At 58.8% G+C, this 12,830-nt stretch carries 12 protein-coding genes and 1 pseudogene; 6 read left to right on the top strand and 7 right to left on the bottom strand.

Annotated features, from left to right (window positions below):
* Positions 1-2 precede the first annotated feature (2 nt).
* Genes EYC95_RS18790 through rfaH form a run of 3 tightly spaced genes read right to left on the bottom strand, consistent with a single transcriptional unit; the run spans position 3 to position 2,283 of the window.
* Positions 3-536 carry a polysaccharide biosynthesis/export family protein gene (locus EYC95_RS18790; protein WP_131061699.1) on the bottom strand — a complete coding sequence of 178 codons (534 nt, stop codon included), beginning with the start codon at positions 534-536 and terminating at the stop codon, positions 3-5.
* 12 nt (positions 537-548) lie between these two features.
* Positions 549-1,709 carry an outer membrane beta-barrel protein gene (locus EYC95_RS18785; protein WP_131061698.1) on the bottom strand — a complete coding sequence of 387 codons (1,161 nt, stop codon included), beginning with the start codon at positions 1,707-1,709 and terminating at the stop codon, positions 549-551.
* 37 nt (positions 1,710-1,746) lie between these two features.
* On the bottom strand, positions 1,747-2,283 hold the full coding sequence (gene rfaH, locus EYC95_RS18780; RefSeq protein WP_131061697.1) for a transcription/translation regulatory transformer protein RfaH: 537 nt from the start codon (positions 2,281-2,283) through the stop codon (positions 1,747-1,749).
* A gap of 599 nt (positions 2,284-2,882) precedes the next feature.
* Here rfaH and EYC95_RS18775 point away from each other — a divergent pair.
* On the top strand, positions 2,883-3,860 hold the full coding sequence (locus EYC95_RS18775) for an NAD-dependent epimerase (RefSeq protein WP_131061696.1): 978 nt from the start codon (positions 2,883-2,885) through the stop codon (positions 3,858-3,860).
* Between the two features lie 225 nt (positions 3,861-4,085).
* Here the strand turns inward: EYC95_RS18775 and EYC95_RS18770 are convergent, their stop codons facing one another.
* A complete protein-coding gene (locus EYC95_RS18770; RefSeq protein ID WP_256656971.1) occupies positions 4,086-4,850 on the bottom strand; it encodes an alpha/beta hydrolase in 765 nt (254 codons plus the stop codon).
* Between the two features lie 124 nt (positions 4,851-4,974).
* Between EYC95_RS18770 and EYC95_RS18765 the strand changes: the two genes are divergently transcribed.
* A complete protein-coding gene (locus EYC95_RS18765; RefSeq protein ID WP_131061694.1) occupies positions 4,975-6,252 on the top strand; it encodes an NTP/NDP exchange transporter in 1,278 nt (425 codons plus the stop codon).
* Positions 6,249-7,193, top strand: a complete 945-nt coding sequence (locus EYC95_RS18760) for an aldo/keto reductase (RefSeq protein WP_131061693.1) — start codon at positions 6,249-6,251, stop codon at positions 7,191-7,193. The genes EYC95_RS18765 and EYC95_RS18760 overlap by 4 nt, the downstream gene beginning before the upstream one ends.
* A gap of 4 nt (positions 7,194-7,197) precedes the next feature.
* Here the strand turns inward: EYC95_RS18760 and EYC95_RS30665 are convergent.
* Positions 7,198-7,386, bottom strand: a pseudogene (locus EYC95_RS30665) (glutathione S-transferase family protein); the annotation flags it as partial.
* A 155-nt stretch (positions 7,387-7,541) separates the two neighbouring features.
* On the opposite strand from EYC95_RS30665, the gene EYC95_RS18750 reads away from it, so the two are divergent.
* Positions 7,542-7,913: a nuclear transport factor 2 family protein gene (locus EYC95_RS18750; RefSeq protein ID WP_131061692.1), complete on the top strand. Its 372-nt coding sequence runs from the start codon at positions 7,542-7,544 to the stop codon at positions 7,911-7,913.
* 47 nt (positions 7,914-7,960) lie between these two features.
* Here the strand turns inward: EYC95_RS18750 and EYC95_RS18745 are convergent, their stop codons facing one another.
* Positions 7,961-9,352, bottom strand: a complete 1,392-nt coding sequence (locus EYC95_RS18745; RefSeq protein ID WP_131061691.1) for an aldehyde dehydrogenase family protein — start codon at positions 9,350-9,352, stop codon at positions 7,961-7,963.
* Positions 9,353-9,452: 100 nt separating this feature from the next.
* On the opposite strand from EYC95_RS18745, the gene EYC95_RS18740 reads away from it, so the two are divergent.
* A complete protein-coding gene (locus EYC95_RS18740) occupies positions 9,453-10,331 on the top strand; it encodes a LysR family transcriptional regulator (protein ID WP_131061690.1) in 879 nt (292 codons plus the stop codon).
* A 132-nt stretch (positions 10,332-10,463) separates the two neighbouring features.
* Here the strand turns inward: EYC95_RS18740 and EYC95_RS18730 are convergent, their stop codons facing one another.
* On the bottom strand, positions 10,464-11,360 hold the full coding sequence (locus EYC95_RS18730; protein WP_131061689.1) for a LysR substrate-binding domain-containing protein: 897 nt from the start codon (positions 11,358-11,360) through the stop codon (positions 10,464-10,466).
* A gap of 148 nt (positions 11,361-11,508) precedes the next feature.
* On the opposite strand from EYC95_RS18730, the gene EYC95_RS18725 reads away from it, so the two are divergent.
* Positions 11,509-12,810, top strand: a complete 1,302-nt coding sequence (locus EYC95_RS18725) for an FAD-binding oxidoreductase (protein ID WP_131061688.1) — start codon at positions 11,509-11,511, stop codon at positions 12,808-12,810.
* Positions 12,811-12,830: the final 20 nt, after the last annotated feature.

The following is a 12,830-nucleotide window of genomic DNA, read 5'->3' as shown; positions in this document are numbered from 1 at the left end:
GGTCAGAAAAACCCTTGTGCAATGGAAATGGTATCGCCGGGGGCAATCGTGGTGCTTCGGGTGACTTCATCGGTGAGTGTGGCGCCGCCATCACCGCGCACGATGGTCACGCGTTTGATCGAGGCCCGCTCGGTCAAGCCACCGCCCAGGGCGATTGCTTTCTCCAGGGTCAGCCCGGGTATGAATGGATAATTGCCGGGTTTTTTCACTTCGCCGTTGATGTAGAACGGACGGTATTCGATCTGGCTCAAGCTGACTTTCGGGTCGATCAGATACCCTTGTTTAAGCCCGCTGACGATAACTTTTTCGACTTGGCCGGGGGTCAGTCCTTTCGCGGAAATCTCACCCAGAAAGGGGTAGGAAAAGGTGCCGGCGTCGCTTAGGCGGATCTTTTTCAGGCTCAACTCCGGTTCGCCAAATACGATAATGCGCAAGACATCGCCAGCGGCCAGTTTGTACTGAGTGCCGGGGTCAGCTGCATACGCATTGGGTAGAACCGCCAGTGCGAACAACAAGCCCAGTGTGTGTGAGTTCATGGCGAAACCCTCTTAGAGGCTTACGTTGAAGCTGATCTGAACCACGTTGCGGGTAAAACTTTCGTTGTCGGCATCGGAGTCGTTATCGCGGAACCGATAGCCGAGTTCGATATCCAGCCACCGGCGCATCGCATACACCACGGCCAGGTGGTAGTCCTGTAAGTCGTCCGTGCGGCTTTGGCCCTCGTAGACATAACGACCGAACCCGGCTTGTGCCACCGTGGTGATCCGTTCGGTCCAGCCATGGCGCCAACCGACCTGGGTGAAGGTCGACTTGACGGCGTCGGCGCCATCGTCGCCCTCGGCGAGGGCCTGACGAGCCACAAAGGTGAACGTTGAATAAGTTCGCGGCTTCCATTGCAGATCTACTTGCCAGGTGGGGTTGTCGAGGTCCTTGGATTCGCTGCTGTCGAAGTCCTTTTTCTCATACCCGACGCGGACTTTGCCGGTGGTCTTTGCAGTGATATCCCAGACGGCACCGGCCAGCACTGCGTTGGATTTGCTGCTGCGCGGGCTGTCGGGCTGCTGGTAGTCAAATTGGGTGTGGTCGTATTCGAGCAGGCCACGGGTATTGCTGCCGATGCGGTGATACCACGTGGTGGTCAGGCCGGCGGTATTGCGCTCTTTGTCGTCATTGATGCCGTCGGCATTGTCGTAGCGGAGCTCTGCGTAGCTGGCGCCGAAATCGATCTGATTGTCAGCGCTCTTGGCGCCATAGGTGTAGAGACCACCCACCCGTTTGTTGTTGAGCTTGTCATTGACGCCCTCGACAGCCGTCGATTCGGTGCGCTCATATTTCCGGTATTCGGCTTCGAGTTTCAGACGGTGCCGGTCGGTGAATTCCATGATGCTGTCCGCCCGCACCCGTTGTGCGGTGTACGAGGCATCAGACTCGTCATGATAAATGTAGCGGGCGGGCTGCCAGATCAGTCGGGTGGCGCTGTTGCGGTCTTCGGCCTTGAGTTCGAAGTTGGGCGCCAATTTGGTGATCATGGACGATTGTTTATTGTTTTCCACCTCCCGGAAGTTATCGTCATAGCTTTCTGAAAACAGAAAGGTGGGTGTGAAACCGAATCCGTAAACATCAATAGGCGCCGGATCAATACTCCAGGCCATGCCAGGGTAGAGGGAGGCCATGATCAGTGCAAAAGGGCAACGTGAATTCAAGGCCATGTCATGGCTCCTGGAAAAAAACACTGAAGTCAGAGAGTCAGAGAGTGGTGTGGAATGAGGCGTGCTGACGTTCAAGGTCACCTAATGGCAAGCAAATAGTCTGTTCCCGATTAAGAAACTGCATCAGGATCATGACGCGCTCAGACCCATGGGGAGCGATGAAAATACCTCCAAGTGTCGACAGCGGACCGCGGATGATTTGCAGGTGTTCGCCGGGCGTCAGGGGCGGGTCATCGCGCGATTCTGCGGATTCGCAACAACGCACACGCAGATGCTCGATGACGTGATCGGTCACCGTCGCAGGTCCGTGATTGAACTCGACAATACGACTGACGCCACGCGTAGATCGTATGGGCGCCCAGTTATCGTTACCGCCAAGATGGATAAACAGATACCCGGGGAAGAGGGACTCGTGTACGCGGTGCTGTTTGCCGCGAATGATGCGTTCACTCACCAGTTGCGGGTGGAACACGACATAGTTTTGTTGAAGCAGGTTGATGTGGGCGCGTTCGTCCTGGTGAGGCTTGCATTGCAACAGGTACCAGTTTGAACGTTCGGCGCTGATGGCTGACATGCTGGTAAACCTCGTAAGTATCGAAAGTTTAAGCAGGCAGAGGCTATTAAGGCCCGGAAAGTTTTTAGTCAGACAGAGTTGCTGTTCTTATTGAAGGTGTATCAATAATGAGTCACGACATGTTGCATTGTTGAAACAGTTAAGAAGTGAGGGTACGTTATATATGACAGTGTTTTGGGTGTAAAGCCTGAGTAGTTTGCCGAAGACAAAGCTACCGCAGGGTCCCTGTCAGGGAGCCATAAAAAACAAGGATTTCAAAAGTTATCTGGCGAGGCAGCGAAAACGAAAAAACTGCACTTGTATTCTGTACCACCAGGCCATGGGTAGTTATTGACCAGTCTCGACAACCTGTCAAACGTTCCTTGTCAAAAAATATACCTTTTGTCCAATAGTGCTTCTGGCTGTATGCAAGTTGTTGTTTTTTTCAGCAATTTGTTTTCCGTCGGACGGTTTAAACTTTTTCTGGTACTCATAGTCGTGCTCTGGCGAAAGGGTGTGGAGATGAATTCCCCATTAGTGGGTCCGGTAATGACCGCTGGACCCTCTGCTATTGCAACGCTATAACTAATTGCCTGGGATTGGACAAGCGGGACTGCATTATGACCATTCTTGTGACTGGCGCGGCGGGGTTCATCGGGTATCACACCGTCAAACGATTGTGCCTGGAGGGGCGAGAAGTTGTCGGTATCGACAACCTTAACGGTTATTACAGCGTGGAATTGAAATACGCTCGGCTCAAACAGCTGAGCGAGTTGCACGGTTTCCGTTTTCAGACGCTGGATATTGTCGATAAACCGGCCTTGATGGCGTTATTCAAAGACGGTGAGTTCACCGAGGTCGTGCATATGGCGGCGCAAGCGGGGGTTCGTTATTCGCTGGATAACCCGGATGTGTATGCCCAATCGAATCTGGTGGGATTTCTGAACGTGCTGGAAGCCTGCCGACACTATCGGCCTGCGCATCTGATCTATGCGTCGAGCAGTTCGGTGTACGGCGCCAACAGCAAGCTCCCGTTCAGCGTCGATGACCCGGTTGATCAACCGGTTTCGCTGTACGCCGCCAGCAAGCGAGCCAATGAATTGCTTGCCCACAGCTACTGCCATCTTTACGGTCTTCGCGCCAGCGGCCTGCGTTTTTTTACCGTATACGGGCCTTGGGGACGTCCTGACATGGCTCTGTTCACGTTTACCGAAGCGATGCTCAATGGCCGCCCGATTGATATTTACAACCATGGCCAGATGGCGCGCGACTTCACCTATGTCGACGACATTGTCGAAAGCATCGCCCGCTTGCGTACAAAGCCGCCGGTCCCGGACCAGGAGGCTGATGGCGTCAACCGGATTTTCAACATCGGCCGTGGGAAACCGGTTGCGTTGCTGGAATTTGTCGAATGCCTGGAAACGGCGCTGGGCATAAAAGCTCAGCGCAACTATCTGCCGATGCAAAAGGGCGACGTCATCAAGACGTGGGCCGATGTGTCGGCGCTGGCGGACTGGGTCGGCTTCTCGCCCCACATAGAAATTGAAGCAGGCGTGAAGCAATTTGTGACGTGGTATCGCCACTTTTATCAGCGATGAGCCTTACGTTTCAACCCAACAGATTCAAGTGATCGATGGTCTCTATGACTCACCGCTATCGTACTGTGCAGCTGCCGAGCTTGCGAGGCTGCGTTCGGCTGCGCAGCAGTCGTAATCCCGGCTTGCTGGGTCTGACTGATACACCGCGAGTTGTGATTTACGACTGCTGCGCAGCCGGACGCAGCCTTCGCCAGCTGCTACAGGTCGCGGTGTGGCGCGTATTTTTCACAGCGCATCGCCCAGCAATTTTAGATACTCGGGGCTCTCGGAAATGGAATTGTGGCCCACACCCGGTATGACTCGCAGCGTGGCCACGCCTTTGGCGAAGTGCGTGTAGAGCTGCTCCGTGCTGGAGCGCGGTATGACTTCGTCGTGCTCCGCCGCGATCAACAGCGTCGGTATCGTGATGTGCGCTGCATATTTCCATGATTCAAACCGTTCCTGTAGCAGCCACTTCACCGGAAACCACGGGTACTGGCGCACGGCGAGATCTCCCAGGCTGTTGTAAGGCGTGATCAGGATCAGGCGGGAGGCCGGGCGCTGGCTGGCGAGACGCACGGCGACCCCCGAACCAAGGCTGCGCCCGACCACGGCGATGTGCGGATGAGTGTCGTAGACCTTGTCGAACAAGGTCATGGCATCGCGCTGGATGGCCTCCTCGGAAGGCGAGCCGGAGCTTCCCCCGAAGCCTCGATAGTGCAGCAAGTAGATCGCATGCTCCGGGAAGGCCTGCGCGAACCCGGGCAGGTTGCGAGAGACGTCCTCGGCATTGCCGCCGAAATAGATCAACGCCTTCGGTCCGTCGTGGGGCCTGACCGACACCCTTACCTGCGCATCCTCTACCGTCAGCTTGAGCAGCGTATCGGGCGTCTCGATGGCGCTGGGTTGCGGGAAGTAGATGAGCGCGCGCTGAAACACGAACAGCGCCGCACAGAGCGCCAGGTACGACGCTGCCAGGATGACGACGATTAACACCAGGGTTCGTGGCATTCGACTAACTTTAGTGGGCGACATTGACGGCTCTGGGCTGAGGAACCCAATCCACTGGATCGGAGCCAGAGTTTAGTTCATCGGTAGCCGGGCACGCCGATCCCGGCTACAGGGGAGGGCGCCCATGCCCATCGCTGCAAAGTGGCTCAACGTCCAGCCTGGCGAAAGAACTGCGCTGATGCTGGGCTTCGCGTTCCATTTCTGCGTGTTAGCCAGTTATTACCTGGTGCGACCACTGCGCGATGCCTTGGGCCTTGAGGGCGGTGCCGACAAACTGCAGTGGCTGTTCACGGCAACCTTCGTGGTGATGCTGCTGATGGTCCCGGTATTCGGTGCGCTGGTGTCGCGGCTGCCGGCCACGCGTTTCGTGCCGCTGATCTACCGCGTGATCGCCGTGTCGATGCTGGTGTTCGGCGTGTTGATCGCCAATCGCATTGCGCCAGTGGCCGTCGGGCGGGTGTTTTTCGTCTGGATCAGCATCTACAACCTGTTCATCGTCACTATTTTCTGGAGCGTGCTGGTCGACCGGTTTTCCAGTGAACAGGGGCGGCGGCTGTTCGGCTTCATCGCGGCAGGTGGCACCCTGGGCACGTTCATAGGGCCGTTGCTGGCGGCGACCATGGCCACGCGCCTGGGGCCGGTGGCGTTGACCGTCGCGGCCGCGCTGCTGCTGGAAGTCGCAGTGCGCTGCTATCGGGCGCTGCTGTCCCGGACGCAATCACAGTCTGGCAGCCGCTTGCTGGATGATCGGCGTATGGGCGGCAGCATGCTGGCCGGGATCACGCTGATTGTGCGCTCGCCCTATTTGCTGGGTCTGGTGCTGTTCATGCTGCTGCACACCAGCGCCGCGACCTTGTTGTATTTCGAGCAGGGACGGATTGTGGCGGGTAGCTATGCTGATGTGGCCAGTCGGACGCAGTTCTTCGCCGTCGTCGATTTGATCGTGTCGGCACTGACCTTGATCTTTCAGCTGCTGCTGACGGCACCGTTGATTCGTTTGATCGGCGTCGTTGGGGCACTGGCGGCGTTACCCCTGGCGACCATCGTGGCGTTTACCGCCATGGCCCTGGCGCCCGAGCCCGCCACCGTCGCACTGGCGCAGGGGCTGCGTCGTGCGGTCGAGTTCGCCATCGTGCGCCCGGCGCGCGAGGTGTTGTGGACCGTGGTCAGCCGCGAGGAAAAGTACAAGGCCAAGAATGTGATCGAAACCCTGGTGTACCGCGGCGGAGATGCCGCCAGTGGCTGGTTGTCGGTCGGTTTGACGGCCTTGGGCGCGGGTTTTGGTCTGGTGGCGCTGCTGATCGTGCCGTTTGCCGGGCTGTGGGGCTGGTTATGCCTGTGGCTGGCCAGGCGCCAGGAACAAGGGGCTGACCGTAAAAATGTGGAAGGGCAAATTTCATGATCCACACTGATCGGTACACGCGTCGCCAAATACTCACGCTGGCTGCCGGTGCTTCGGCGGTTTTCACCTTCGGCCCAGCCTTTGCTGCCACCACGCCGTCGAAGGAAACAGGAGGCAAGAACATGCAGACCCGCGCCATTCCTTCCAGCTCCGAGCCATTGCCCATCGTAGGGTTGGGTACCTATCGCGGTTTTGATGTCGAGCCTTCGAGTCCCGCCTACAAACAGCTGCCCGCGGTTCTGCGGGCATTGTTCGAGAAGGGCGGGACGGTGATCGACAGCTCGCCCATGTACGGCCGGGCCGAAGAGACGACCGGTGAATTACTGTCGATTCATGAGCCGCGCTCGCCTGCTTTCCTGGCCACCAAGGTCTGGACCCGTGGCCGCGAAGAAGGCATCGCGCAGATGGAGCAGTCCTTCAAACTGCTGCAAACCGACCGTATCGACCTGATGCAGATCCACAACCTGCTGGACTGGCAAATTCATCTGCCGACCTTGCGCAAATGGAAGGAAGAAGGGCGTATCCGCTACATCGGCATCACCCATTACACCGCCTCGGCGTATGAAGAAGTGGAAGCGGTGCTCAAGGCCGAGCCACTGGATTTCTTGCAGATCAACTATGCCCTGGACGATCGCGGCGTCGAGAAACGCATCCTGCCGCTGTGTCGCGAGCGTGGTGTGGCGGTGATCTGCAATCGGCCGTTCGGTGGCGGCAACCTGCTCACCCGCTTGAAGGACAAACCCTTACCGCGCTGGGCGGCGGACGTGAGGGTCAACAGCTGGGCACAAATGGCGCTGAAGTTCCTGCTGTCGCATTCAGCGGTGACCTGCGTGATTCCCGGCACCGGCAACCCGCGTTACATGGCGGACAATGCCGGCGCCGGTTTCGGGCCGATGCTGACCGGCGCACAGCGTGAGCAGTTGATCGATATCGTCGGTTAATGCCCTAGCGAAACCGTTCCGGAATGGCCTCGGCAAACGGATACATCGAGAAATAGGGCCTGGCTTCGTCGAGGACCCGCTGGACAGACGGCCGGGTCATCAACCTCTCGAAATACGCGTTCAAGTGGTGGTAATCGTCGGGGATCGGTTGCAGAGTGCTGGCATAGAACAGCGCCGGGGTCGCCGCACAATCGCCAGGAGTACGAGGCCCGCGGATGGTAGTAAAGCGTCAGCGACATCTTTGAGCTCCTCCTGAAAAGTTGCCTTCAACAGCATAGCCGCCGCCCGAGAATGTCCGGGGCGCAGTGCTAGACTTTTCAGGTGGGATGAGTCTGTTGGAGGTATGACATGACGGCTCAAACGATGGACAAAGAGCACATCGGTGTTGTGGTACGCAATTACGTGGAGGGCATGGTTTTCGCGGACGAAGCGTTGCTGCGGCAGGCTTTTCATCCTGCTTGTCGCATCATCGGTCACTATCAACAAGCGCTGGAATGGTTATCGCTGGAGGACTTCATCAGCGCGATCAAGGCCGAAGGCCCGGCGGCCAAAGAGGTCGAACCGTATTGGCAAACCGTTAGCGTCGACATAACGGGTGATGCTGCCGCTGTAAAAGTGATTGATGATTACGTCGGCATGCGGTTCACGGATTATCTGTCGTTACTGAAAATCAACGAACGCTGGATGATTGTTAACAAGGTGTATTTTTTGAACGAGTAAAGCTCGGTGGCCCGAGAGTCAAAAGACTCCCGGGCCACTGGAGGCGATCAGCGACGATCCAGCCACACCGTCTGCGCATTGCAGAACTCGCGCACCCCGAAGTGCGACAGCTCGCGGCCGAAACCGCTTTTCTTCACGCCGCCAAAGCTGACACGGGGGTCGCTGGCGCAGTAGCCATTGATGAACACGCCACCGGTTTCCAGTTCGCCGGCCATCTGTTGGGCACGTTCCACGTTGCCCGTGTAGAGGGTCGCGGCGAGGCCGAACTCGCTGTCATTCGCCAGTTCCAGTGCATGGGCTGCATCGCGCGCGGTGATGATCGAGGCCACCGGGCCAAACAGCTCCTGCTTGAACGAGGTCATCTGGTCGGTAACATCACCGAATACAGTCAGCTCGTAGAAGTTGCCCGGGCCTTCAGCCTTCTTGCCACCCAGCAACAACGTCGCACCTTCTTCCAGGGTGTCGCGCACCTGTTGATCCAGTTCATCACGCAGATCAAAGCGAGCCATCGGGCCAATGTACGTCTCGGTCGCCAGTGGATCGCCGACCACCAGTTTGCGTGTGGCCTCGACAAACTTGCGGGTGAATGCTTCGACAATGCCTTGCTCGACAATCAAGCGTTTCGCGGCTGCGCAGACTTGCCCGGTGTTTTGATAACGGCCAATCACGGCGGCGTTGACCGCTTCGTCGAGGTCGGCGTCGTTGAGCACGATGAAAGGGTCTGAACCACCCAGTTCCAATACGCATTTCTTCAATGCTGCGCCGGCCTGCGCGCCGATGGCCATGCCGGCGCGCACGCTGCCGGTGAGGGTCACTGCGGCGATGCGTGGATCAGCGATGGCTGTGGAAACACCCTCCGGCGTGACGTTGATGACCTCGAACACGCCTTCAGGGAACTCGGCTTGCTTGAAGGCTTCCAGCAGCAAGTAAGCGCTGCCCATCACGTTCGGCGCATGTTTGAGCACGTAGGTGTTGCCGGCAATCAGCGCAGGAACGGCGCCACGAAGCACCTGCCAGATCGGGAAGTTCCACGGCATCACCGCGAGAATCGGGCCGAGCGGGCGATGTTCAATGCGCGCTTTACCGCCTTCAACCAGGGTCGGCTCGGCGGTCAGCATGGCGGGGCCGTGTTCGGCGTACCACTCGCAGAGCTGCGCACATTTTTCAATTTCACCGCGTGCTTGAGTGATCGGCTTGCCCATCTCCACGGTAATCATCTTCGCCATCGCTGCAGCGTTGTCGCGCAATGCCTGAGCCAGGGTGATCAGGAGCTGCGAGCGTTGTGCAACCGCTGTGCTGCGCCAGACGCGGAACCCGGCAGCGGCGCGGGACAGTGCGGCTTGCAGCGCCGAATCGGATTCAAAAGGGTAGTGGCCGATCTGCTCGCCAGTGGCGGGGTTGATCGAAATGGCGTGGGTGATGCTGGAAACGCTGGTCATGGCATCGTCCTGCAAGGTGGGAATGCGCTCAGGTTACGGTGGCGTTTGTTTTCTGGAAACTGAATAATGCTGAGCATATCGTTCACGTTTGGAGAATGACTTGGATCTGGTTCAGCTGGAAATTTTCAAAGCAGTGGCCGAGCACGGCAGCATTAGCGTGGCTGCCCAGCACATCCATCGGGTGCCGTCGAACCTGACAACCCGAATCAAGCAGCTGGAACAGGACCTCGGCGTGGACCTGTTTATCCGCGAGAAAAGCCGCCTGCGCCTGTCGCCGGCCGGTTGGAGTTTTCTGGATTACGCCCGACGCATTCTCGACCTGGTGCAGGAAGCCCGGGCGACGATGGCCGGTGAAGAACCCCAGGGTGCTTTTGCGCTGGGGTCGCTGGAGAGCACGGCGGCGGTGCGCATCCCCGAGCTGTTGGCCGCCTATAACCAGAAACACGCCAAGGTCGAGCTCGACTTGTCCACCGGACCTTCCGGGACCATGATCGACGGCGTGCTGTCAGGCCGACTGGCCGCTGCGTTTGTCGACGGACCGGTGCTGCACCCTGCACTGGAGGGCGTGCCGGCGTTCGAGGAAGAAATGGTGCTGATCGCGCCGCTCAACCATGCACCGATCCACCGCGCGCGGGACGTCAACGGCGAAAACATCTATGCCTTCCGCTCCAATTGCTCGTACCGACACCACTTCGAAAGCTGGTTCAGCAAGGACGCGGCGGTGCCCGGTAAGATCTTCGAAATGGAGTCCTATCACGGCATGCTGGCCTGCGTCAGCGCCGGTGCCGGCCTGGCGCTGATGCCGCGCAGCATGCTCGAAAGCATGCCGGGCTGCACCACGGTCAGCGTCTGGCCGTTGTCGCAATCCTTCCGGTATTTACGCACCTGGTTGGTGTGGCGCAGAGGCACGGTGTCGCAGAGCCTGACTATGTTTGTGAGGTTGCTGGAAGAGCGGGGCGTGGTGCAGCAAGAAGCCTGAATCCCAAGAACATCACAAATTGAACGTGGGAGCGGGCTTGCTCGCGAATGCGGTGTGTCAGTCGACATCGATGCTGAATGATCCACCGCATTCGCGAGCAAGCCCGCTCCCACAGTGGTTTTCATTTCGACGTCAGTCGGTGTTCTGTTCAGCCTGCCCGGCAAACCATTGCATAACCTGCGCGCACGCCGGATGAGACGCTGCCGACGGTTGCAGGTACAGCGAATAGACGCCCCGCGTCTTCAACGGATCCCCGAACGGAACGACCAACACACCGCGATCAATCGATTCCTGCGCCAGGGTCAAGTCGGTCACCGCCACCCCAAGCCCGCGCGCCGCAGCATCAAGCGCCAATTCATCGAGGTTGAAGGGAATGTGCCGATAGTCCCCCAGCGGCTTGCCGTCATTGGCGGCCAGCCACTCAATCCAGGCTTGTTGGTCGGCCGAACGGTGCAGCAGCGGGAACCGCACCAGATCCTCCATCGACGCCAGCGGCTGGGTGGCGCTGGCCAGGCCGGGCGCACACACCGGCACCAGCGCTTCCTCGAACAGGGTCAGGCAAGCGGGGTCGCTGGACGGTTCGGGCAGGTAGAGAATGTAGGCGTCGCTGTCGCTGGCCGGCTCGACGATCTCGGTCGCCACGGTTTCGATAGACAAGGAAACGTCCGGGTGAGAGCGATAGAAATCGCTCAGTTTCGGCAGCAACCAGCGCACCGCCAACGAGACGTGCATGCGAATACGGAACGGGCGTTTTTGCGGAGACAGCCGATCCTCAAGGGCTTTCAGTTGTTCGAGGATATCGCGCGCGCTGGCCAGCACCTGCTCGCCTTCCGAGGTCAGGCGAATGCTGCGGCTGCTGCGGACGAACATCGGCACGCCGAAATGACTTTCCAGCTGCTGTATTTGCCTGCTGACGGCGCTTTGTGTCAGGCAGAGCTTATGCGCCGCTTGGGTGAAACTGCCGGAATCAGCAACTTCCACCAATGCCTGCATGGCTTGAAGCGAAGGGACGTGACGAATCTTATCCATGCGTTTTATGAATGGCTCAATGAATTTATAACGTTGGTTCTAACACCGAGGACCTAATAGATTCTAGCGCTAGCAGCCGCCATCACACATTGCCTATGCAATTACCGCATGTGCCGGCTAGCAGAACGACAGTCTAGGCAGGTGACGCATGAATAATGAATGTGGCTGGATCGCGCAAGCCGGGAGTGCCCCGGCGCGTGATCGTCTGATCGGCGCGCAACAGGCCGATTGGCTGATCATCGGTGCCGGCATTACCGGCCTGAGTGCCGCCCATGCGCTGGCGCAAATGCACCCGCAGGCGCGCATCGTGGTGGTCGACAGGCAGCGCGCGGCGCAGGGCGCTTCGGCGCGTAATTCCGGATTTGTGGTGGCCCACGAACACCCCGCCAACGATGAATTGATCGGCAAGTCCGGGTTTGCCGGCTTTGAGGTGGACACGACGATTTCACGTGCCGCCAGTGCGGAAGTGCGCAAGGTAATTGCCCGTCATGGCATCGAGTGCGACTTCCGGGACTCGGGCTATTTCTTTGCCGTCAGCGATCCCGGCAAGTTGACCCACATTGACGAGAAGCTGCAAACCTTGCGGACACTCGGCGCGTCCGCGGAGTTTTTCGAAGGTGAGCAACTGAATCAAAAACTTGGCACCCGGCATTACCGCGCCGCGATCTGGTGCGGCAAGGGCAACGCGTTGCTGCAACCGGCGAAGTACGTGAAGGGTTTGCTGGAGGCGCTGCCGGAGGCGGTCACCGTCTACGAAAACACCGACATCACCGGCCTCGAACGTTTGGGTAAAGGGCGTCTGCGGGCCAACGGCATCGATGGCAGCATCGAGGCGAAGCAAGTGTTGATCTGCCTCAACGCCTTCGTGCCTCGCGCCGGCATTCAGGACAGCGGCACCTTTGCCATGGAACTCAGTGCCAGCCTTACGCGGCCGTTGAGTGACGAAGAATTTCGCAACATCGGCAGTGTCGAGCCTTGGGGCGTGCTGTCCACCCGTCCGCTGGGCGCCACGGTGCGGCTGACGCCCGATCGTCGGGTGATGATCCGCAACACGGCGGAGTACCGCTCGCGGGATTTGTCCGGTCATGAACTGGCGATCCGTCGCCAGCACCATGTCGTGGGTTTGCAGCGGCGTTTCCCGTGGCTGACCGAGCAGGATATCCAGTACACCTGGACCGGACACCTGAGCGCCTCGCGCTCCGGGCAGCCGTTTTTTTCCAGGGCGGAAGAGGGCGTGTATGCCGTGGCCGGCTGCAATGGCTCGGGCGTGGCGCGCGGCACTCTTTGGGGGCGACTGCTCGCTGAACTGGCATCGGGTGTTGGCTCGCCGCTGCTCGATTCGGTGATGGACAGAGCCCAACCCGGCTGGCTCCCGCCGCGACCCCTGCTCGACATTGGCGCGATGTTTCGGATGCGCGTCGAAGCCGTCCGGGCCAAGACAGAAATCTAGATTCCGGTTATCACAAAAGA

The sequence above is a fragment of the Pseudomonas sp. BGI-2 genome (genome assembly GCF_004310295.1).
Lineage (GTDB): Bacteria > Pseudomonadota > Gammaproteobacteria > Pseudomonadales > Pseudomonadaceae > Aquipseudomonas.
This window is presented reverse-complemented; position numbering and strand designations above follow the sequence as displayed.

Excerpts from the sequence above, each read along its gene's own strand:
- rfaH (WP_131061697.1), bottom strand. The coding sequence starts at position 2,283 with ATGTCAGCCATCAGCGCCGAACGTTCAAACTGGTACCTGTTGCAATGC.
- EYC95_RS18765 (WP_131061694.1), top strand. The coding sequence starts at position 4,975 with ATGCCCATCGCTGCAAAGTGGCTCAACGTCCAGCCTGGCGAAAGAACT.
- EYC95_RS18725 (WP_131061688.1), top strand. The coding sequence starts at position 11,509 with ATGAATAATGAATGTGGCTGGATCGCGCAAGCCGGGAGTGCCCCGGCG.
- EYC95_RS18760 (WP_131061693.1), top strand. The coding sequence starts at position 6,249 with ATGATCCACACTGATCGGTACACGCGTCGCCAAATACTCACGCTGGCT.
- EYC95_RS18730 (WP_131061689.1), bottom strand. The coding sequence starts at position 11,360 with ATGGATAAGATTCGTCACGTCCCTTCGCTTCAAGCCATGCAGGCATTG.
- EYC95_RS18750 (WP_131061692.1), top strand. The coding sequence starts at position 7,542 with ATGACGGCTCAAACGATGGACAAAGAGCACATCGGTGTTGTGGTACGC.
- EYC95_RS18790 (WP_131061699.1), bottom strand. The coding sequence starts at position 536 with ATGAACTCACACACACTGGGCTTGTTGTTCGCACTGGCGGTTCTACCC.
- EYC95_RS18775 (WP_131061696.1), top strand. The coding sequence starts at position 2,883 with ATGACCATTCTTGTGACTGGCGCGGCGGGGTTCATCGGGTATCACACC.
- EYC95_RS18785 (WP_131061698.1), bottom strand. The coding sequence starts at position 1,709 with ATGGCCTTGAATTCACGTTGCCCTTTTGCACTGATCATGGCCTCCCTC.
- EYC95_RS18770 (WP_256656971.1), bottom strand. The coding sequence starts at position 4,850 with ATGCCACGAACCCTGGTGTTAATCGTCGTCATCCTGGCAGCGTCGTAC.
- EYC95_RS18745 (WP_131061691.1), bottom strand. The coding sequence starts at position 9,352 with ATGACCAGCGTTTCCAGCATCACCCACGCCATTTCGATCAACCCCGCC.